Source organism: Microseira sp. BLCC-F43, assembly GCF_041929235.1.
Classification (GTDB): Bacteria; Cyanobacteriota; Cyanobacteriia; order Cyanobacteriales; family Aerosakkonemataceae; genus Microseira.
The window spans coordinates 40,348-60,621 of sequence record NZ_JBHFNP010000235.1; the positions used below are offsets into that span (position 1 = coordinate 40,348).

Here is a 20,274-nt window from a genome sequence, read left to right on the forward strand (position 1 = left end):
ACCTCCACATTAGGAGAAGAGAAAATGCCCACCGATAATAGCTACCGCGAGTCCCTGATTGCACGTCTCAAAAACCCTGAATATGCTGCTGGCTACATCGAAGCTATTTTGGCATAAGATCCAGAACCAGAATGCTACAACCGCAAATATTGACGCAAAATCGCCTGCGCTTGAGTCATCAGTTCAGTTTCCAATTGACCCAATCGTTGTACTAATCTCGACTTATCAAATGTCATGGGGTCAACGCACACCAGTAAACTATCCACCGCTAAGCCATTTTCTACTGATGACGGCACAAATACCATAGCCAGAGAAATGCGAGGATCGTTGGGAAGAGCTGAAGTAAAAGGTAAAACGGTTACCTTGCTACGTTGGACATTGAAGGCAGAACCAGAAACCACCAAAGCGGGTCGAGTTTACGCATTTCCGTACCCACAGATGGCTCAAACCGCACTACCCAGATGCTTCCCAATCCGTAATCGCTAGAGTTTGCCATTCCTCATCCCAGCCTAAACCTAATTCATCAACCAACTTACAAGCTTGTGCCAAAGCTTCATCTTCCTGTTGCCGCCGCCATTGTTGCAAGAGAGATTCAATCAAAGTGCTGCGGTTCTCTACCTTTTGTTCGATGTAAGTTAGCAATTCATCTTATATTAAAATAGATATTTTAGCCATTTTATACTATCAATCATACTATTCGTAGTATAGCTCAAACATAACTGACAGTTATATTGGAATTGGGAGCGATCGCAGCTATCCAAAAAGCCAGCTTGTAGAGATGCGATCGCGCCGCTGAACAATCAAATAATCGTTGGGATGACGAAGTTTTCTATAAAATTCAGAGAGTTTTTATTAAATTCACCGTTGAGAACAGCCAGGTATTCACCATTTGCAATTAAAGCAGTTTTCTTCCCAAACCCCAATAAATTCCCACCAAATACTTCCAACTGAATTTGTTCTGCCCTCAAACCACCTGCTAACGCAATTCTATCAACACCACCTAGCCCAAAAACCAAACCCGTGCCAAAGTCCTCAATGATATCAGAAGCGTCTCTGCTAGAGGCTCCATCGCCTGGTGAAAAAACAAATGTATCGCTACCAAAGCCACCTGTTAGCGTGTCTTTACCTGTGCCTCCGATAAGTGTGTCATCATCATTACCACCTTCGAGCTTATCATCACCGGCTCCACCAGTGAGTGTGTCATTTCCAGATTCCCCTGTCAAGGTATCATTTTCCGAGCCACCATCAAGAATGTCAGCGCTATTATCACCACCACCCCATATCCTATCTGAACCTATTCCTCCTAAAAGGGTATCGCTACCATTGTTTCCTTCGAGAGTATCGTTACCATTGTGTCCATAAATTTTGTCTCTCCCTTTACCTCCGTAGATATAATCTTCGTTTTGACCTCCATAAATTAAGTCATCATCCTGTTCGCCATTGATGGTATCGTTGCCTTGATTTCCATAGATGGTATCGTTACCAGTTCCGCCAAATATTTTATCATTGCCAGCATCTCCGTAGAATGTATCATTACCAGAGCCATCGTACAGAAGACTGCCAGTTATAAGAGGAATTAGGTCTCCACCATCCAGCCCATTATCTTTATTAGTACCTCTGACTATATCGTCATTTTGAGTTTGCGTATCTTTGAAAACAAGGACTTTTGGTTGTATTTTTTCTTCTACCTCAAGGATTCCTTCGTGTGCAGGGACAGACGAAAAAGGGTTAATAGGGTTTGACAAATATGAATAAGCATTTTGTCTAGCCTTGCGATCCTTGTCAGTAAACTTGGTATCGTGGCTGCTGAAAATTCGCTCTTTGATAAGTTCTTGCTGGATTATTTGTAGCTGCCCATTTTCTGGTGTTTTAAGTAACTCTGTAAAAGTCTGAACAACCTGACCGTGTTCATCTACAGGATTACTCAACCCGCCGAAATCCATCTGAAATGATTCGCTGGCAGTTGCCGCTAGTTTTTGGTTCCCAGCGACACTTCTCGTGCCTACAAAAGCTAGGGAATAATTAGATACTTCATCAAAACCTTTAGGTGGATCGGGTTGATTATTGCGACCGTCTAAATCATAGCTTACACCTGCAAAATTCAATATATCAAGGTTACTTTGTGATGGTGGGTCAAGTGCGGTAATTGTGCTGACACCTATGTTATTACCTTTGACTTCTTTACCTGTTGCATCTGTGAACCCTTCTTTGTAAAGACGACCAATTTCACTACTGACTAACGATCCGAGGCTGTGACCAATTAAATTTAGGCTTTGGCTAGCTTGCGCCGCGTCAATCCCCAAATTTTTGACGACAAATTCAGCAACAGGTCTAATCCACTTAGCAGCAAAGTAGTTACCTACTCTCAGGGAAGAATCTATGTTGTTGGTATCATTTTTATCTATAAAACCGTTATTAGCAGCTTGCTGCCAATTGAGGAAAAACACTCGATCGTTCGGTCTAACTTTTGCTAAAGCTTCTGCTAGTTTAGGTAAATTGCCATTAGGATCGCTGCCATCATTCCAACCATGAATAACTACCCATATTTTTCCAGTTTCAGTTCCCAATTCAAAGGGAGATGTTTGTGTATTATTTTCTGAGTATGGGATATATTTAAGCTGAACAATACGCTGAGAAGGCTCGTCTATACGAAGCTTGATTTTTTTAGAGGTATCGTTTGGATCTTCTATCTCAAACTCGTCACGTCGCAACACTCCGTATGGAAAAGATGTTGAACCTTCGATCAGCTTCTGTGCAGCATAAGTTGCAGCTACCGCACCAATTCCGGCAAAAGGATTGGCAAGCGCAGCAAAGGCAATTGAACCTCCAATAAGCCCACCCGCAGTTGCAGACATATTATTTCTTAGAAACTCATCAGTTGGTGAAACTTGGAAATCTGCACTGATGGTATCTTGTACAATTTTGCTTACATTAATTACTGTCTCCCCAAAGCCAGGGACAGTCAAAGTAATAGCATCATTTTTGCTCCTACCCTGCAATGTGACATCGAAAGTATACACACCCCCAGGAACAACATTACTCACCCTGGATGGAGTGATACCTTTGACATAGCCAAAATCATCGCTGCTGACAGTGGGGACAATTTGACTCGAAATACCACCTAACCCTAAGTCAATTGCATCCACCAAATTGGAACTATCAGATTCTAATTCGACAACTTCACCAAAACCAAGTTGGCTAACTAATGCCTCATAATCGGGGATAACCTCCTCTGTAACTGCAAAAACTGGCACAATGTTTGCAGCTTGCAGCGCGTTACGAACTTGAGCAACGCTGGGATAATCTTCTCCCGTTCCTGGTGGATTACCATCGAGGACAGTATTGCCATTGTTAGGAATGGTAATCCCAGCTTCAGCACCATCACCTGCAACGTGATAAGGTGCGTCAGTTGCGACTACTACCACCCGGCGTGCGCCATCTCTGAAACCAATTTCTCTGGTACGAAGTGCTGTTTGCAGCAGTGCTTCTAGTTGTGCTTCCGCGCTATCCTCGCCGATGTTAAGTTTAGAGCTAGTACTGTAACTTCCTACCGTTCTTTGCAGTGCTGCTGTATCCGTAGTTAGCGTTAAATCGGGGCGAAATACATAATGTTGACGGTCATTTCTGCCAAAGGGCAATATTGGCTTATCGATAAATGAACTAATGCCAAATTGAGTGTTTGTGGTGATACTTTGTAATTCTCTAGTTAAATTTGGCACTAAGTTCCGCACAATTGGCAAATCTTCTTCAAACGATCCTGAAAGGTCTTGCAGCAGAAACACATCCAGCGGTAGAGGTCTGGTTGTTCTCGGTACTGCAACTCTGATTGGAATCGTCTGTGTTTGACCTGGTAGCAAGGTCACATTGAGTTCAGAGGGTGAAACTGGGGCGACGAATTCGGTGACTCTAGAACTGTCAGTGCTGAATGGCACTCCCACAAGGTTAGGCGCACCGGGTCGATTCTCATTTTGACCATACTCGACAAAGTGTTGGTAACCACTTCTGAATGGACCGTTGCTAACTGCTGCTGCTACATCCTGGTTTTGAGCGAGATACAAGTTGTTATCAAATTGGGCAATGGGAGTGCGTCCCTCAAATTGTCCAAACTTCCTGAAGTGTTTAAAAGCGCTTTCTTGTTCGCCGCTGGCAACTGCTGCGGCTACATCTGGGTTTTCCGCTAGATAATATGCTGTATCAAACAGTAGGCTGGGATCGCGCCCCTCGAATTGACCAAACCTTTCAAAGTGTCTAAAAGCACTTCTGATCTTGCCGCTGGCAAGCGCCTCTGCTACGTCTGGGTTAGCATTCAGATAAAACTCTTCATCGAACAAGTCTCTAGAACTAATTGCCATAGGTTTTTCCCCGCTAACGCAAAGCAGATGGGTTTTGCTAACGCTAACTTTACGTATTTGTTTTGACTTCAGAATTACAGTAATTTTATGTATTTTTTGGTACACGTAAATACTGAGTTACTTTTTTTAATAATTTCTCTTACCAGCGTCTGAAGATAGGTCAGTTCAACGGTTACACAAAAATCTATAGGTTGCGACAGACTGCGCTAAAGCTGGTTTTGTGGATCGGCTGTCGCGCGCCCTATAATTCTCAGGGATGTCTAAGCTCTAAACTGGTAGGGGTATCCTGGGGAGATATAGATGACACTAAAGCGGTTTATTTTAGGCGTACTGACGATTGCAATACTGTTTATCCTGAGCTTGTCTTTAATCGCTAGCTGGAATCAGCCTCAGATTCAAAGTCGCCTGGAACTGTACCAAACCAATTTGCTACTCCACGCTACCCAGTGGGAAGGTGAAACTGCCCAAGGTGTGGATTTCAAGTCAGCACGGGAAACCCTGATCGGGGTTGAACCGCTAAAAGCAGCTCAAAAGCAATACGAACAGGCACGCCAATCTGCCCAAACTACGCTGCAACAACTGCTACAGCAAGATACCAAGCTTTCACCCACCCCAGAGAAACCCCTCAAAGCCACTCGCGTTCAAACATCTATTTCTCCCAAGCAAGCACCGTTGCAGGCGTCGATTCAACAAACGCAACAATTGATTAACGAGTTAGACTTGCGGCTGGGAATTTTACAGGTTGAGCAAGGACAAACCGAGGCGGCGTTAAAGACTTGGACAGAGGTGAACGAGCGAGTTCAAACTCAAGCCAATGCAGAACCCGCCGCCAAAAACGCTACAGTTTTGATCGGTTTGTGGAGCAGTCCCCCCCGCTTGCTTCCAGATGCACAGCAGTCGATTAACAAGCAGTTAGATGGATGGTTCCGCTACCAGGCGTTAACCCGACTTTATCAGTTACAACAACGCGAGGATGCGCTCTCTAAGCTGATCGCCGCAGAACGGGAAATAGCCGAGCAAGCGGTTTTGAAATTAGCCGTTGTCAGTGCTATCCCAACTTTAGGGTTTTTAATTGGCGTCGGACTGCTAATTTTTCTAGTAGGTCAGCGACTGGTCAAGGGCAAAGATTCTCTGTTGGGGCAAAATGAGAATCTCCCCTGGTCAACTCCCTGGGACGCCGAGACGATTTGGCAAGTGTTCGTTGTCGGCTTTTTCTTGATGGGTCAAATCTTGGTTCCTTTAGCATTCTTTTTACTAAAAGTCAAGGCTTCTACCTTCGACGTGCGGGGGCAGTCTTTGTACGTGCTGGCGAGTTATGTTTTGGTGGCGCTGGGTGGGTTATTGGTGCTGTATTTCTCGCTCAAGGCTTTTTTACCGCTACCACAGCAAGAAAAGTGGTTTCAAATCGATTTGAGCGGCAATTGGTTTTGGTGGGGTTTGGCAGGTTATTTAACCGCACTGCCGCTGGTGATTTTAGTATCGTTGATTAACCAGCTTGTTTGGCGCGGACAGGGAGGGAGCAATCCGCTGTTGCCGTTGGTGCTAGAGAGTCAAGATGGGGTGGCTTTATTGATATTTTTCTTGACAGCAGCCGTTGCCGCGCCGCTGTTTGAAGAGTTTCTGTTCCGGGGATTTTTACTGCCATCTTTGACGCGCTACGTGCCAGTTTGGGGAGCAATTGTAGCGAGTAGCTTGCTGTTTGCAGTTGCTCACCTGAGTTTGTCCGAAGTACTGCCGCTGATGACGTTGGGAATCGTGCTGGGGGTGGTTTATACGCGCACGCGCAACTTACTAGCTCCCATGCTACTCCACAGTCTGTGGAATAGCGGAACTTTGTTGAGTCTATTTATCTTAGGTAGCGGCGCTAAATAAGGCAGGACTTACGCAAAGAAACCGGGTTTCTGTGAAAAATCGTTGAGCAAGGAAACTAGAGCGCCAGGTCGAAACAAAGGTGATGGCAAGGTCGTGCGTAAGTCTTGTAAGGTAGAAGCAGAAGCAATAAAACAGCTTTTTTCACTAAAAAAGTTAATATTTCTAGCTTTTGATAGATGCAACAAAGTATCCTTAGATACTGACTGCGGCTGGAATATTAACAGTTATAAACGATAGTTTAAAAAACTTAGCGAGATAGAGGCGATCTCGCGAGCCAAAGCCTACCTTTGAAGGAGAAACGAGAAACAGATTAGGTAAGCGAAGTGTTGCAATTAGTCCAGAAATCTTCTAATCCCGTATTGTCTCAGACGGCGAACGCTCACCCAACATTACCCACCGATACAACCACTCTGGATGTAGCAGGCATGAGGTGTGCTGGCTGCGTCAAGGTTGTGGAGCAACAGTTAAAATCAAATCCTGGAGTTATTTCAGCCTGCGTCAATTTGGTAACCGAGGTCGCAGTTGTTGAGTACGAAATTGGTAGGCTTGAACCCGCTACATTAGCTGAAAAACTTACATCTGCCGGGTTTCCCACTCAACCCCGTTATGGGAGTGCCAATCAAACAGATTACATCACCCCCGCAGAAAGTCACCGCCGAGAAATCAAAGCCACCATTTGGCGGCTGATCGTGGCTGGTGCTTTAATTGTTTTATCCGGACTGGGTCATCTGGGTCAACACTTTTCCTTCCTTACCCCGTTCTGGTTTCACTGGGGGTTAGCAACCGCAACCTTACTAGGTCCAGGTCGATCGATCATTGTAGATGGCTTTTGGGGCATCCGACGGCTAGCACCCAACATGAATACGCTTGTAGGATTGGGGGCTGTAACCGCTTATACCACTAGCGTCGTAGCTTTACTGTTTCCCCAATTGGGGTGGGAATGTTTCTTTGACGAACCCGTGATGTTGTTGGGCTTTATCCTCTTGGGTCGCACCTTGGAACAACAGGCGAGGGGACGAGCCGCATCAGCCTTTGAAGCGTTACTTTCGCTACAGCCCACAACCGCGCGCTTAGTCAAAACTACTAGCGAAAAGGTTGTAGATGAAACATCGATGCATCAGGCAATTGAAATTCCAGCCGACCAAGTGCGGATAGGAGAATGGTTGCAGGTTTTACCCGGAGAGAAAATCCCCACGGACGGCGAAGTCGTGGCAGGTAAAACAACGGTGGATGAGTCGATGCTGACTGGGGAACCGATGCCGGTATTAAAGCAACCAGGAGATTTAGTCGCTGCCGGAACGCTAAATCAGTCGGGCGTTATCGTCTTGCGGGCAACTCGCACGGGCAAAGATACAACCATTGCTCAGATTGTCGCACTCGTGGAAGCAGCGCAAACGCGCAAAGCCCCCGTACAGAAACTGGCGGATACGGTAGCCGGGTACTTTACCTACGGCGTAATGACAGCCGCAGCGTTAACGTTTGTCTTCTGGTATTTTATCGGGACGCACCTGTGGCCTGATGTCGTGCATGAGGCATGGGGAATGGGGCATGGAGGAATGGGAATGGAAATGACGCTGCATCCATCACCCCTGCTGTTGAGTTTAAAGCTAGCGATCGCAGTTTTAGTAGTTGCCTGCCCCTGCGCCTTGGGACTTGCCACACCGACGGCTATCTTAGTCGGTACTAGCATCGGCGCAGAACGAGGAATATTAATCAAAGGCGGCGATGTCTTAGAACGAGTACGGCAACTCGATACCATCGTATTTGACAAAACTGGCACACTGACTCTAGGTAAACCTACGGTTACAGATTGCATACCAGTTGAGGGCATCGGGCATGGGGAAGACGGGGAGACGCCCAGAGACGGAGACGCGGAGAGTCAAGGCGCAAAGAGTAAAGACAGGGAGACAGGGAGACAGGGAGACGCGGAGAGTAAAGGCGCAAAGAGTAAAGACAGGGAGACAGGGAGACAGGGAGACGCGGAGAGTCAAGATGTCACCGCGTCACCGTTCTCCCTTGTCACCGCGTCCTTATTACTTCAACTAGCGGCGGCGGCAGAAAGCGGCACTTGCCATCCCCTGGCAACGGCAATTGGGGAGGAAGCTAAAGCCAAGGGATTATCTATCCCAGCGGCACAAGACTTTTATACCGAAGCAGGGTTGGGGGTATCTGCTACGGTGGCAGGTCAGCAAGTGCTGGTGGGAGGTGAAGATTGGTTAATGCAGCAGGGTGTCTCGATGGTCGAAGCTGTAAAAGCGCAAGCGCAGGGGCTAGCTTTGGCTGGTAAAACAGTAGTATACGTGGCAGTAGAAGGCAGGCTAGCAGGGGTAATAGCGGTTACAGATGCTCTCAGACCAGATGCTAAAACAACAGTCGATAGCCTGCGGCAGATGGGATTAAGGGTGATGATTTTAACAGGAGATCGGTACGAAGCAGCAGTGGCGATCGCCCAAACTTTAGGACTTGATGCCAAAGACGTTAAAGCCGGCGTCCGTCCAGATGGCAAAGTAGCGGCGATCCAACAGATGCAAACCGGGGGTCACCGAGTCGCTATGATTGGTGATGGGATTAACGATGCACCGGCATTGGCACAAGCGGATGCGGGGATTGCTCTGCAAGCGGGAACCGACGTGGCTATTGAAAGCGCTCAGATTATCCTGATGCGATCGCGCCTCAGCGACATTGTCGAATCGATTCGGCTCTCCCGTGCGACTGTCAACAAAATCCGCCAGAATTTATTTTGGGCATTGGCCTACAACACCCTGGGAATTCCCATAGCCGCCGGTATTTTAGCTCCGGTTTGGGGCATCGTTCTCGGTCCAGCAGGTGCGGGTGCAATGATGGCCTTTAGTTCGGTCAGCGTTGTCACTAACTCTCTGCTGCTGCGCCGCACCAATCCCTTGTGTACCCCTGTCTTTGGCGGCGAAGGTCAGTCTTCACGGGAGTTGACGCCCTAACTGCCATCGCCAAATTGTCGGTAAGTTAACAGGCATTGTCAATCGGATTCGCTTTGATTGTGCCTGTTATGATTCAAACAAAAACACGCTGATTCCGCCTCGCATTACAGATGCTTCGATGACTGCACCAAACTATCAAAAACATCTATTGATCGTTGAGGACGATAAGGGACAAAGGGAGTTTATTCTAGAGGCTCCTGCTTATTCCCTGGGGCGGAGTAAGAGGTGCGATATCCGCGTGGAGTCCTTGTTTGTCTCCAATCGCCATGCGACTTTGATCCGCTTACCAAATCAAGATGGCAGCTACTCCTACCAAATTATTGATGGTGATGGAAAAGGCAAGTATAGTACTAACGGGTTGTCAATTAACGGTGAAAAAATCCGCGCTCGTATCCTGAAACATAACGACAAAATTGTTTTCGGGTCTAACGTGCAGGTTACCTATCTGTACATGCAGCGCCAAGACACCTCGTCAGCACCGCTGCCAGAGCCATCATTAGATGAGACGCTGATCGATCCCGCTATGGTAGAAAAAACTGTAGAAGAACAATCTCCAGCGAAGAGTCAGCCAACTCCCGGTCAGATATAACTCAATAACGTTAAGAGCAACTGCTACATTCAACATTGAGTTAACCGCTGTTTTTAAACTTGTTCCAAGAGAGATTCTTCAATGCCTGTACCACAAGAACACAATCATCTGTTGATTGTTGAAGACGATAAAGGACGCAAGGAAGTAGTACTAAAAGCCCCGGTCTATTCGATTGGTCGGGATCCACAGTGCGATATTCGCCTCGTCTCCCATTTTGTCTCGCGCCGACATGCCACGTTGGTACGCTTACCCAGGCAAGATGGCACTCACTATTACCGAATTGTTGATGGCGATGCCAAAGGCAAAGGCAGTTCCAACGGTCTGTTAATTAACGGTCGGCGAATGGCCGCTCACGACCTGGAAAACGAAGACGAGATTGTCTTCGGTCCCCAAGTGCGAGCAAAATATTACCAACTCAGACGCGATACCCAGCCGTCGGGACCGCTCGATCCCTTTGATATCACCTTGATTAACCCGAGTATGTTAGATGACGATTCGGAAGAGTAGATAATTTTGCGTAACCCAACTTAATCGAAGTCTGCCTTGACTAAATAGTTGGCAACTCTCCTGCTACAGTTTCAACCAATTGCCATTGGCGATTTTCGATAATTGCCTGATTCATCAGATCAAACATCTGGTGGCAATGGTTGTCAACCTGTAGGGGTAATTCTTCGTTTTTCATCACCAAACTCATGCGAGTCTCTTTTTCTGTAGCCGTTGTGCGATCTAGCAAAACTTCTACCGTCACCAGCTTGGCATAGGAAACCTTACCGGGAATCTCCCGCGCCATCAAATAATCACCCGTCTCATAGATGATATCTACAGGACAGGTCTTTAAAACATCTATCAGGGACTGCCGAAGACGATCTAAGGGAAGGGCAATTGTATAGGAACAAGTATAGCGAGCCATGGAACACCTCGGGCTTGCAACTCCAAGACCCTCTTATAATACCCAACCTCTGCCTAGAGGTTTGATACGATTTGCAAGCGATCGCCATAACCAGTCCTTTACCTCTATCCAGAGATATACGCACTTTTTACCAAATTTGTGGTATGTAATGCTGACTACCAGATGCCATTATGTTGCCAGAAAATTCGGCTGAATTAGCATCAACCCGCTTAAAAGAGAATGTGGCTTGTACTGAAAAAATTAAGCCTACTTCAGCCCAAAAGGGCAAATTAATCACCTTCGAGGGGGTAGAAGGCTGCGGTAAAACAACTCAACTGCGGCGACTGGGGCAATGGTTGCAAGATAGCGGCTGGCTGTTACGCTTAAAACCAGCGGGTATTGCCCAAGAGGTAGTGGTGACGCGGGAACCTGGGGGAACCGAATTAGGGTTAGGACTGCGACGCCTGCTGTTAGAGGTTCGCCCTCACCTATCGATTCACGAACAGGCAGAGTTATTCTTATACGCAGCAGATCGAGCGCAGCATGTGGAGGAAGTGCTTTTGCCCCAGTTAGCTAGAGGAGCGATTGTGTTGTGCGATCGCTACACCGACTCTACCATCGCTTACCAAGGCTACGGACGAGGTTTAAGCCTCTCGCTCATCGAACAACTCAACCAAATTGCTACCGGCGGTTTACAAAGCGATTTAACCTTATGGCTAGATCTCGACCCCGCTGTTGGTTTGGCGAGGAAGCAGCAACAAAAAGAAATTACCCGTATGGAACAAGCCGATTTAACATTCCACCAGCGGGTGCAAGAAGGCTTTACAGCCCTAGCCAAAGCGCACCCAACCCGGATCGCGCGGATAGATGCGAGTCTTAGCCAGGAGTCGGTACAAGAGCAAATACGGATGATTGTCGAGAAGCGGTTGTCAGAATGGTATCCGAATTGGTAATGGGTAATGGGTAATGGGTAATGGGTAATGGGTAATGGGTAATGGGTAATTGTTGGATGGGGCTTCGATGAATGCTTTTAGAGAAATAATAGGGCAAGATCGGGCGGTGCAGTTGCTCTTGCAGGCGATTGAAGTTGACCGTATAGCACCAGCATATCTGTTTGCTGGGCCGGATGGAGTGGGACGGAGTTTGGCGGCACGGTGTTTTATCGAACAGTTATTTTGTGCGAAAGTGCCAGCCAATTGGGAACGGGAGAAAAAACGCATTTCTGCGGGTAACCATCCGGATTTGTTGTGGGTAGAACCAACCTATTTGCACAACGGAGAAAGACTATCGGCGGCGGAAGCAGCACAAAAAGGGTTAAAACGCAAGGCTCCGCCCTCGATTCGTTTAGAACAAGTGCGAGAAATCACCCAATTTCTCAGTCGTCCGCCCTTGGTTGCACCGCGATCGCTCGTAGTATTAGAACAAGCCGAAACTATGGCAGAAGCGGCGGCAAATGCGTTGCTGAAAACCTTAGAAGAACCCGGACGAGCGACGATAATATTAATTGCACCCAGCGTTGAATCATTATTACCCACACTGGTATCGCGGTGTCAGAGGATACCATTTTATCGGTTAACCACAGAGGCGATGACGCAGGTGCTGAGGGATAAGGGTCATGGGGAGATTTTAGAGCATAGGGAGATAGTAGCGATCGCGCAGGGGAGTCCGGGGGAAGCGATCGCATCAATGGAACAATTGCAAGCAATTCCTGCTGAATTAATCCAACAATTAAAACATCCACCCAAAAAACTGCGCGATGCTTTAGAATTAGCGCGTCAAATTGATAAAAACTTGGACACCGAAGCGCAATTGTGGTTAATAGATTACTTGCAGCATTGTTATTGGCAGCAATTTTTAGCTAATAAAATTCGCGAATCACCCCTAGAAAAATTGGAAAAAGCGCGGAAATGTTTGCAAAAATTTGCTCAGCCGCGCTTAGTTTGGGAAGTGACATTGATGGAGATGAGTCAGGTATAGACGCCCGCAGGCTAAAGCCTGGGGCTATACAAACCAAGCCTGCCTACGCAGGCTTTTGAGTTGGGGGTTAATATGATGTCCGTTGAATTTGCCCATAATAAAAAAACATCACTCTGTCGTTGCGTAGGGACACGGCATCATAGATATCTCGGACAAACAATGGACGTTAATCGTGCCGTGTCCCGGCGTCTTTTTATGGGTAATCGACCGGACATCATATAATATCGTGTCCGGTTGCATCGGTTGCGTTTGGGGAGCTGGGGGAGCTGGGGGAGCTGGGGAGCTGGGGGAGAAAAAACGCTTTTTCGCACAATCAACTATATACAACTGATGCTAGCGGACATCATATAATACCGTTTTCCCATCAATGTGCCACACAAGGCGTAGGGCGGGTTTATTTGAATGGTTTGTTTTTGTCACAGGTTATTGGTAAAACCCGCCCCTACAATACTTTGATCTGTAGCATTATCAAGGGAAATTGGTATAAATCCAGGAAAATACGGATGCGATATCAGTAACACGTATAATTATATGTACTTAGAAAAGCTAGCTAACTCATCCAACTCCATAGGAACTACGTAATGCTACTGATGAATTGGAACGATATTTTAGACAACATTCTGCCAGATGAGCCTGTACAACAAGTCATTTGCGATCAATTTGCGAAGCCTCTTCTTGAGGAACTCGGATTTTCAGATCAAGAACGCCGTCCAAATTTTAACACAGGGCCAGGAGCTAATAAAGTTGACTTTGCAGCTCGTCACAATACAAACACTAATGATATTTTCTTTAATTCTCAAATTAATCCTTATTTACTTGTTGAAGTCAAAGCACGCTCAACGGGAGGAGCAAAGATCGACTTATCAGAAGGCACTCCTCACTACTTAAAAACTAGGAAACAGCTTGAAAAGTATCTGCTTTCCCCTAAGTGTCACACTGCTCAATGGGGCATTATTACAAATTCAGTTCACATACAGCTATTCCGGCGACATGGAAAGGTTGTATTTCCAGCAACTCGCTGCGAGTTAATTAAGAAAGACAATATTGCTGATATTGTTGCCAATATCAAGCATTTGATTAACAAGCCACCAACAGCGTTAACTGTCTGTGTTTACAACAATAAAGGAGGAGTAGGAAAAACTACAACAGTCATCAATTTAGCGGCTATTTTGAAGAAACAGCATAAAAAAGTTCTTTTAGTTGATTTTGATTTACAAAGAGATTTAACTACATCTCTTAAACTCGAAGTTGGGAATACCAGTTTATTAGATTGTCTTGCCGATACAAAACTTGATGTACGCAATACAGTTGTGCCTTTTAGTCCAGCAGATAAACAAGGGAATCGCTTGCATATGTTTGATGTTATTCCATCAGATCGGAGAATGCAAGAATGGACAGATAACAACATGGATGCCCAAATCCAAAAAGGAGTAAGAAGATTGCGAGATTTACTTAAGGCTTTTGTTTATGATTACGATTACATATTAATTGATTGCCCAACACAATGGCTGTTTTTTAGTCAGAGTGGTGTTGCCGCTTCCGATGTAGTACTCATTCCCACAAAGCATAATGGAGCGACATCGTTACACAATGCGGCAAGGGTGATTACAAAGTTTATACCAGACATTCAGAAAGAAAGAAAAGATGGAGGGCCAATTGCGTTACCTATCTTTTTTAATGGAGAAAAGATGACAGAAGCTCAACATAAAATTACCAACACTGAAATTAAACAAATTATTACCAAAGCACAACAAGCACAACCCGCTTTTAATCTGTTACCATACTACTGGCCTAAAGCCACACAAGGGAATATTGATCAAACTATTTTCAGTATTCCCAATCATGCAACTGTTGCCAATGCTGCGTTCTCGCATGTTCCCGCAGTTTTTTTAAACAAGACTGTAGCAGAAAACTATCTTGGTTTAGCTAAGGAGTATTTTTTACATGGGTAAATTTGATGATGTAGGTAAGCTGATGCACTTGCCATTAGAAAGTATTAACTCTGAATATCAATCTAATGAATCAGAATTTATCATCAAAGCAGCAGCAGAGGCTGTATTGCAAACGGATGGGCGTAATTGGGTTCCTGTAATTGTCAAAGAAAATGGGGACTATCAGTATCAAGTTGTTAGCAATCACTTTGTTTATGCAGTTGCACAACAAGCTGAATTAGAAAGAGTCTGGTGTATTGTAATTGAACCAGACAACAAAAACATTGATCAGGCAAAAATCATGGCGCGGGAAGCGATTCCCAAGGTCAATCTTACTACAGCATCAAGAGATACTATTCTAGCTGCACTGAGATACTTAATTGCCGAACCGGGTAGTGCATTAAAGGGAGTCGATGCAGTTGTAGCTGCTAATCGAATTGCAGAAGCTAACAGGGAAAATTGGTCAAACTTTAACCCTATTACTAACTTAAAATGCGGAATTACAAAGGGCAAAAAGTTAGATGCCCTTTCCAAAGTCTTCTTCCTCTCACCGCCAAAACCATCTGCACCGCCTCCCCCAGCGCCGGAAGCTGTCAGTATTAAACGCGCATCCAGAGATGATATTTTGAGCCGGATAAGCTATTTATCCACCAGTAAAATAGGCGGGTTTGAAACAGTTGAACCAGAAAAAGCAGCAGACATTATCTTTACAGCGAGTAAAGGCAAGTGGAAAAGTTTGAACCCTATCGCCAAACTTGAATGTGGGATAGATACGGCAAAAATCAAGACTCTAAAAAAAGTGTTTACTCTTTAACAGAAATTGCCCAAATAAATCGAGTTTCTGGCCTCGTCGTGCTTAAGTTTTGTTTAAGAAAGAGTAAAATGTCACAGTTGATGCGATATGGCTGCGGTACGGCGCCCAAGCGCCTACTACGAACGGATGGTGCGATCGCATCCCCCACCCTACAATTCTCCTTGTCGCTGCTGACGGTATTTTTCCAGCAATTCCGGAAAATTTTTCAAATCGTCAATTGACTTAGGTGCTGGAAAAAGTGGACTTTTATTTGGGTTTTGCTTTAACCTGTCCATGTAAGCATAAAAAGCTTCATCATCATCTGGATATTTAAGAATATAAGCTCGCAACTCCTTGCGACTCATTGCTGCAAAATCCGGTTTCATGTCTCAAACCTCCATTCACCATTAAGATAGATCGATATCTCAGTTTCTTCACCATCGAATAAAAACACATCTCCAGTCCGTTCATCAGAGGAATTATAAAAATAGGCAAATACATTTTTGTTGCCCAATAGCTGAGAATAAAACAACTCAACATCTGTTCTGGGGTAGGAATATTCTCAATGTCATGGTGCGTTAGCGATAGCGTAACGCACCCTACACACAGAAACTTTGCGTAAGTCCTGGTTATCTAGATATTCTAAACAACGATCGCCTCTCCCTACCCTCTTCCTCTGCGTCCTCTGCGCCTCTGTGGTTCAATTCTCTTTTCCAATTGCCTCAGAAATACTCGACAATCCCCTTTCCTCTAATTTCCTCACCAACCCCTCTAAAACACGCCGTACCATCAACGGCCCCTGATAAACCAAACCCGTATAAACTTGAATCAAACTTGCCCCAGCAGTAATCTTTTCCCAAGCATCTTCAGCATTAAAAATACCTCCCACCCCAATAATCGGTAACTGCCCTTTTGTTTCGCGCCAAATAAACCTAATTACCTCCGTCGATCGCTGACGTAAAGGCGCACCGCTAATCCCACCTGCTTCCTCTTTAACCGAATTCCCCGTTGAAACAAACTCAGTTTTCAACCCCTCGCGACTAATCGTAGTATTAGTCGCGATAATCCCAGCTAGGTGATGGGTTTGCGCCACCTGGAGGACATCAGCGATCGCATCCCACTCCAAATCCGGTGCAATCTTGACTAAAATTGGCTTAGCACCTTGGTTTTCCTGTTGTAGGGCGTCCAAAATCCCACTCAACTGAGGCGCATCTTGCAGACTCCGCAACCCAGGCGTATTGGGAGAAGATACATTAACGACAAAATAATCCCCCAATTCTTTCAGCAACCGAAAACTTGCTAAATAATCACTGGGAGCCTCTGGCAAGGGTGTTACCTTAGATTTACCGAGATTAATCCCAATCGGTATACTTCGTGGACGATACTGCCAAGTTTCACAAAGCTGGCTCGCCATCGCCGCTGCTCCGCTATTATTAAATCCCATACGGTTTAAAACAGCCCGATCCAAGGGCAAGCGGAATAAGCGGGGACGGGGGTTACCCTGTTGGGGATGGAAGGTTACAGTACCTAACTCGGCAAAGCCAAAACCAAGCGCTTCCCAACTTCCTGAAGCAGTACCGTTTTTATCAAACCCGGCGGCTAACCCCATTGGGTTTGGGAAATTTAGTCCCCAAAGCGTTTGTTTGAGGCGTGCATCGCCAAAGCAGCAAGATTGCTGCAATTGCGATCGCAGCCAAAACGCGGGGTTTCGCTCCCCTTCTCGAGCCAGCCAGCTTAAAATTCCTATGGTCTGTTGATGCAAAAATTCTGGATCTAGCTTTAATCCAAACAAAATAGGTCGTAAACCGGCTTTATAAATATCCAAGGTGCAATTTATACGTCTAAGTGTTCCACGACGATTTTAAATTCTCCCATCCCTTATTTTCATACTTTCTCATATAAGTATTCATACAACGCTTTCATTTCCCCGATTTAACGGGAGTTGTAGCAAATGGGTGAGCAGCCAATACCTAATGAAGATAAACAGATTGTTACCTTGGGGCGCGTTCTCCAAACCCTCCGAGAAGAGGATAATGTAGATGTTCTAATTGAAACTACCGTCAGTTATCTCCAAACAGAATTAAATTACAGCTTAATTTGGATTGGTTTCTACGATCGCTTGGATCACCGGATCTTGGGTAAAGGAGGCATTACCCCCACCGGCGGGAGCGGGTTTTTAAACCAGCGATTTTTCCTCAATCCCGGCGATCTGCTGGAACAGGTGGTGATTCAGCAAAGACCCATCGGCGTACCGGACTTGCAAGAAGAAACCCGTGCGGGGGAATGGCGCAAGGCGGCGCAAACGTTTAACATTCGGGGAACGCTGATTTACCCCATCCGCTACCGCGATCGCTGCTTCGGCTTGGCGCTGCTGGGACAAGAGGGCTGGGGCATTTCCCCCCGCGCTGACGAAAAAGCAAGGCTGTCAATCCTGTTGGGGGGACTGGCGGCGGCTTTGAATCAAATCGAAACTGATTGGCAGCACCAGCAAGCCAAGCGTCCCGACGAGCCTTTGTTGGCTCTGCTCAACGAACTGCGGACTTTGCCCACCATGTGGCAGCGTTTAGAGGTTGTTGTATCACAAACTCATGCATTTGTCAAGCCAACGCGCACGAATATTTACTGGTTTGAACCGGAAAAACGCTACTTCTGGCGTCGAGTGGGGAACCGGACGACGAGCAGCATTGGAGGCAAAGACAGCGCGGCGGGGATTACCGTCCAGGAGGCGGGTGGTTTCTATAAGGCGATGGTACGCGATCAAGTTGTCTCGATTGGGGAGGCGCACAGTTCTCTGAAGGCGGATTTGACGAGTCGGTTATTGCAGCGGTTAGGGGTGCGGAGTTTGCTGGCAGCGCCCATTTTGTTGCAAGACGAATTGCTGGGCTTTTTGGCGGTAGAAGGCAACGATCCGCGCATTTGGCAGGAACAAGAAAAAAGCTTCGTGCGCGGTGCGGCGCAGTTAGTGGCGTTGATCGCCCCGATCGAACGGATGGAAGCTACCATCGAACAAACTAAACAAGACCAAATTCTGACGGCGGAGTTAGCGCGGGCGATCGCTAGCGAACAAGACTGGCAGGCGACGCTTAAAACATGTGCCGACAACCTGTCCCACCGCTTACAGCAAGCGCGTTTTCTCGTGCTGCTGTTTGACTCAGAATCTGGCAAGTTTGAAATTTGTTACCAAAACCATCCAGCAAACCGACAACCCCTAGGGGCTTCCCTGCGTCATGGTAAAGAAAGTCATTCCTCACCACTGAAGGAGGACTCATCAGGGATCGCCCACTACTTACCTGCCCTCAACGAAGTGGATTGGCAATTTGTCAGCAGCACCGAATCGGTGGAAATAGAAGATTTGACCGCAGATCTAAAGCTGACGAGTTGGCGCGAGGGATTGCTAGAAGCGGGAGTGCGATCGCTGCTGATTTCCCGCACCAGTTCGGAAGGACACCTGGAAGGGCTGCTGGCATTCGGTTACGAAACTCCCCGCACTTGGACTCATGCCGAGCGAGAACTAATCCGTGTCGTGGCTCAACAGATTGGCTTGATTGTCCACCAATGGCAGCTGCAAAGACAAGTCTTATCCCAGCAAAAAATCTTCCAGTCCTTGCAATGGGGACTCTCAACCCTTGCCTCTGCTCAACCTTTGTTGCCTACTCAGGTAACACCAGACACCAACTTGGAGATTCGCACTTACGAAGGGACAGTTCTGCAACCCATCGCCCAAATGCTCGCGTGTCCCTTAGTTGCTTTGGTGGCTTGGTCGCCGGGAGAGCAGGTGGGGCGGATAGTAGCGGGTGTTATTGCGAACCAGCAGTTTGCCGTCAATTTAAATGCTGTCGTCCCCATCGATACGGATAAGCTGATTCAAGCCGCACTGGTGGAGGACAGCCTTGTAATCAAGCGGGTGGATCAGTTATCACCGGACACCAGACAGTGGCTAATAGGCTCCGGCATTGGCGAGATTTTAGTGATGGCGTTGCGGACTGCTCCCGAATACGAACCCACCGGCGTGGTGGTGGTGGCAGACAAGCCAGGTCGTCGCTGGTCGGAAATGGCGCTGCCAGCTTTCGGCCTTTTGGTGACGCAGTTAGCTTGGTTTCGCCGCTACTTGATGCTGGCGCACCACCTGCAATCCCAGCGGCAAGAATTGGAACGCTTAAACTGGTACAAGCATAGATCCATGGAAGACTTCCACCGCTGCCTAGAGGCTGGGGTAAAAGTGCTGTCCCAGTTAGACTCAAAAGAACCCGAGATCCTGCAAACCAGGGTGCGGCAGATCTGCCAGCAACTCAGCAACTCGCTGTTGGCGATGGGGCACCTGCTTTCTACCGAGGAGTGGAAAATGCGCTCGATTAAGGACTTGGGGGAACTTAGCAAAGAAACGATTTCCCTCACCACTTTGCTGAAGCGCGCCCTCGAACGCATTGACCCCCTGCTCAAAGAACGCCGACTCTGGTCCCAACTCCACGAAATCAGGAGCGAACATAACCAAAAGATCCCCATTAGCTTTAGCGGGGAATTATTCAAAATCGAATTAATACTATACGAAGTCTTGAGCGCTGCTGGCGATCGCGCACCCCAAGGCGGAAAGATCGACATTTGGTATCGCATCGTGGGCAAGGGAAAATCGGGCAACATGGCGATTGGGGACTTATCCGAACCGATGCTCAATCCCCTTTTAGAGCTATCCATTACCGACAACGGCGTCATCGACCCCCAACTGATTGCCGAATTCCGACAACGCCCCTGGGACGAACTCGCTCCTTCTAGCTTGAACCAACCTCCCGGACTGCAACTAAGGATTTGCCAATCCCTGGTGCAGCAAATTGGAGGCAAACTCAAGCTTTACCAGGTTGAAGACGGTCGCATTTTAACTCGGTTGTTGTTGCCTTTGATCGTAGCTAATGGCTAATT

16 protein-coding genes and 1 pseudogene are annotated in these 20,274 nt (G+C 46.8%); 9 read left to right on the forward strand and 8 right to left on the reverse strand.

Annotation, left to right across the window (positions count from 1 at the left end):
* Nucleotides 1–134 precede the first annotated feature (134 nt).
* From ACE1CM_RS31960 to ACE1CM_RS31970, 3 genes are all read right to left on the reverse strand, one after another.
* Nucleotides 135–401 carry a type II toxin-antitoxin system PemK/MazF family toxin gene (locus ACE1CM_RS31960; RefSeq protein ID WP_374882968.1) on the reverse strand — a complete coding sequence of 89 codons (267 nt, stop codon included), beginning with the start codon at nt 399–401 and terminating at the stop codon, nt 135–137.
* Nucleotides 402–453: 52 nt separating this feature from the next.
* Nucleotides 454–642, reverse strand: a complete 189-nt coding sequence (locus ACE1CM_RS31965; protein WP_374882904.1) for a hypothetical protein — start codon at nt 640–642, stop codon at nt 454–456.
* Nucleotides 643–800: 158 nt separating this feature from the next.
* Nucleotides 801–4,352 carry a hypothetical protein gene (locus tag ACE1CM_RS31970; RefSeq protein ID WP_374882905.1) on the reverse strand — a complete coding sequence of 1,184 codons (3,552 nt, stop codon included), beginning with the start codon at nt 4,350–4,352 and terminating at the stop codon, nt 801–803.
* A 300-nt stretch (nt 4,353–4,652) separates the two neighbouring features.
* Here ACE1CM_RS31970 and ACE1CM_RS31975 point away from each other — a divergent pair, with 300 nt between their 5' ends.
* From ACE1CM_RS31975 to ACE1CM_RS31990, 4 genes are all read left to right on the forward strand, one after another.
* A complete protein-coding gene (locus ACE1CM_RS31975) occupies nt 4,653–6,224 on the forward strand; it encodes a lysostaphin resistance A-like protein (RefSeq protein ID WP_374882906.1) in 1,572 nt (523 codons plus the stop codon).
* Nucleotides 6,225–6,649: 425 nt separating this feature from the next.
* Nucleotides 6,650–9,181, forward strand: coding sequence for a heavy metal translocating P-type ATPase (locus tag ACE1CM_RS31980; RefSeq protein WP_374882969.1), 2,532 nt, complete (start codon nt 6,650–6,652; stop codon nt 9,179–9,181).
* Between the two features lie 118 nt (nt 9,182–9,299).
* Nucleotides 9,300–9,770: an FHA domain-containing protein gene (locus ACE1CM_RS31985; protein ID WP_374882907.1), complete on the forward strand. Its 471-nt coding sequence runs from the start codon at nt 9,300–9,302 to the stop codon at nt 9,768–9,770.
* Nucleotides 9,771–9,851: 81 nt separating this feature from the next.
* Complete coding sequence (locus ACE1CM_RS31990) at nt 9,852–10,277, forward strand: FHA domain-containing protein (protein ID WP_226581530.1); 426 nt, start codon at nt 9,852–9,854, stop codon at nt 10,275–10,277.
* 40 nt (nt 10,278–10,317) lie between these two features.
* On the opposite strand, the gene ACE1CM_RS31995 is transcribed toward ACE1CM_RS31990, so the two are convergent.
* Complete coding sequence (locus tag ACE1CM_RS31995) at nt 10,318–10,680, reverse strand: hypothetical protein (protein ID WP_374882908.1); 363 nt, start codon at nt 10,678–10,680, stop codon at nt 10,318–10,320.
* A 170-nt stretch (nt 10,681–10,850) separates the two neighbouring features.
* Here ACE1CM_RS31995 and tmk point away from each other — a divergent pair, with 170 nt between their 5' ends.
* The 4 genes from tmk to ACE1CM_RS32015 all read left to right on the forward strand — a co-directional run bounded on the left by tmk (nt 10,851) and on the right by ACE1CM_RS32015 (nt 15,381).
* Nucleotides 10,851–11,612 carry a dTMP kinase gene (gene tmk, locus ACE1CM_RS32000; RefSeq protein ID WP_374882910.1) on the forward strand — a complete coding sequence of 254 codons (762 nt, stop codon included), beginning with the start codon at nt 10,851–10,853 and terminating at the stop codon, nt 11,610–11,612.
* Nucleotides 11,613–11,679: 67 nt separating this feature from the next.
* Nucleotides 11,680–12,636, forward strand: coding sequence for a DNA polymerase III subunit delta' (gene holB / locus ACE1CM_RS32005; protein ID WP_374882911.1), 957 nt, complete (start codon nt 11,680–11,682; stop codon nt 12,634–12,636).
* Between the two features lie 590 nt (nt 12,637–13,226).
* Nucleotides 13,227–14,588 carry an AAA family ATPase gene (locus ACE1CM_RS32010; protein WP_374882912.1) on the forward strand — a complete coding sequence of 454 codons (1,362 nt, stop codon included), beginning with the start codon at nt 13,227–13,229 and terminating at the stop codon, nt 14,586–14,588.
* The gene (locus tag ACE1CM_RS32015; RefSeq protein WP_374882913.1) at nt 14,581–15,381 is read left to right on the forward strand and encodes a Rho termination factor; all 801 of its coding nucleotides are present in this window, start codon (nt 14,581–14,583) and stop codon (nt 15,379–15,381) included. The genes ACE1CM_RS32010 and ACE1CM_RS32015 overlap by 8 nt, the downstream gene beginning before the upstream one ends.
* 149 nt (nt 15,382–15,530) lie before the next feature.
* Here ACE1CM_RS32015 and ACE1CM_RS32020 read toward each other — a convergent pair whose 3' ends face one another.
* The 4 genes and pseudogenes from ACE1CM_RS32020 to ACE1CM_RS32035 all read right to left on the reverse strand — a co-directional run bounded on the left by ACE1CM_RS32020 (nt 15,531) and on the right by ACE1CM_RS32035 (nt 17,185).
* Nucleotides 15,531–15,746: a hypothetical protein gene (locus tag ACE1CM_RS32020; protein WP_374882914.1), complete on the reverse strand. Its 216-nt coding sequence runs from the start codon at nt 15,744–15,746 to the stop codon at nt 15,531–15,533.
* Nucleotides 15,743–15,892 carry a hypothetical protein gene (locus ACE1CM_RS32025; RefSeq protein ID WP_374882915.1) on the reverse strand — a complete coding sequence of 50 codons (150 nt, stop codon included), beginning with the start codon at nt 15,890–15,892 and terminating at the stop codon, nt 15,743–15,745. The genes ACE1CM_RS32020 and ACE1CM_RS32025 overlap by 4 nt, the downstream gene beginning before the upstream one ends.
* Nucleotides 15,850–15,993: pseudogene (locus tag ACE1CM_RS32030) on the reverse strand (hypothetical protein); the annotation flags it as partial. The gene ACE1CM_RS32025 and the pseudogene ACE1CM_RS32030, both read right to left, overlap by 43 nt.
* Nucleotides 15,994–16,060: 67 nt before the next feature.
* Nucleotides 16,061–17,185: a quinone-dependent dihydroorotate dehydrogenase gene (locus ACE1CM_RS32035; protein WP_374882916.1), complete on the reverse strand. Its 1,125-nt coding sequence runs from the start codon at nt 17,183–17,185 to the stop codon at nt 16,061–16,063.
* Between the two features lie 126 nt (nt 17,186–17,311).
* On the opposite strand from ACE1CM_RS32035, the gene ACE1CM_RS32040 reads away from it, so the two are divergent.
* Nucleotides 17,312–20,272 (forward strand): GAF domain-containing protein, encoded by a 2,961-nt coding sequence (locus tag ACE1CM_RS32040; RefSeq protein WP_374882917.1) that lies wholly within the window; start codon nt 17,312–17,314, stop codon nt 20,270–20,272.
* Nucleotides 20,273–20,274 lie beyond the last annotated feature (2 nt).

Coding starts and splice junctions, on each gene's coding strand:
- ACE1CM_RS31970 (WP_374882905.1), bottom strand. CDS start 4,352: ATGGCAATTAGTTCTAGAGACTTGTTCGATGAAGAGTTTTATCTGAAT.
- ACE1CM_RS31975 (WP_374882906.1), top strand. CDS start 4,653: ATGACACTAAAGCGGTTTATTTTAGGCGTACTGACGATTGCAATACTG.
- ACE1CM_RS31980 (WP_374882969.1), top strand. CDS start 6,650: ATGAGGTGTGCTGGCTGCGTCAAGGTTGTGGAGCAACAGTTAAAATCA.
- ACE1CM_RS31985 (WP_374882907.1), top strand. CDS start 9,300: ATGACTGCACCAAACTATCAAAAACATCTATTGATCGTTGAGGACGAT.
- ACE1CM_RS31990 (WP_226581530.1), top strand. CDS start 9,852: ATGCCTGTACCACAAGAACACAATCATCTGTTGATTGTTGAAGACGAT.
- ACE1CM_RS31995 (WP_374882908.1), bottom strand. CDS start 10,680: ATGGCTCGCTATACTTGTTCCTATACAATTGCCCTTCCCTTAGATCGT.
- tmk (WP_374882910.1), top strand. CDS start 10,851: ATGTTGCCAGAAAATTCGGCTGAATTAGCATCAACCCGCTTAAAAGAG.
- holB (WP_374882911.1), top strand. CDS start 11,680: ATGAATGCTTTTAGAGAAATAATAGGGCAAGATCGGGCGGTGCAGTTG.
- ACE1CM_RS32010 (WP_374882912.1), top strand. CDS start 13,227: ATGAATTGGAACGATATTTTAGACAACATTCTGCCAGATGAGCCTGTA.
- ACE1CM_RS32015 (WP_374882913.1), top strand. CDS start 14,581: ATGGGTAAATTTGATGATGTAGGTAAGCTGATGCACTTGCCATTAGAA.
- ACE1CM_RS32020 (WP_374882914.1), bottom strand. CDS start 15,746: ATGAAACCGGATTTTGCAGCAATGAGTCGCAAGGAGTTGCGAGCTTAT.
- ACE1CM_RS32040 (WP_374882917.1), top strand. CDS start 17,312: ATGGGTGAGCAGCCAATACCTAATGAAGATAAACAGATTGTTACCTTG.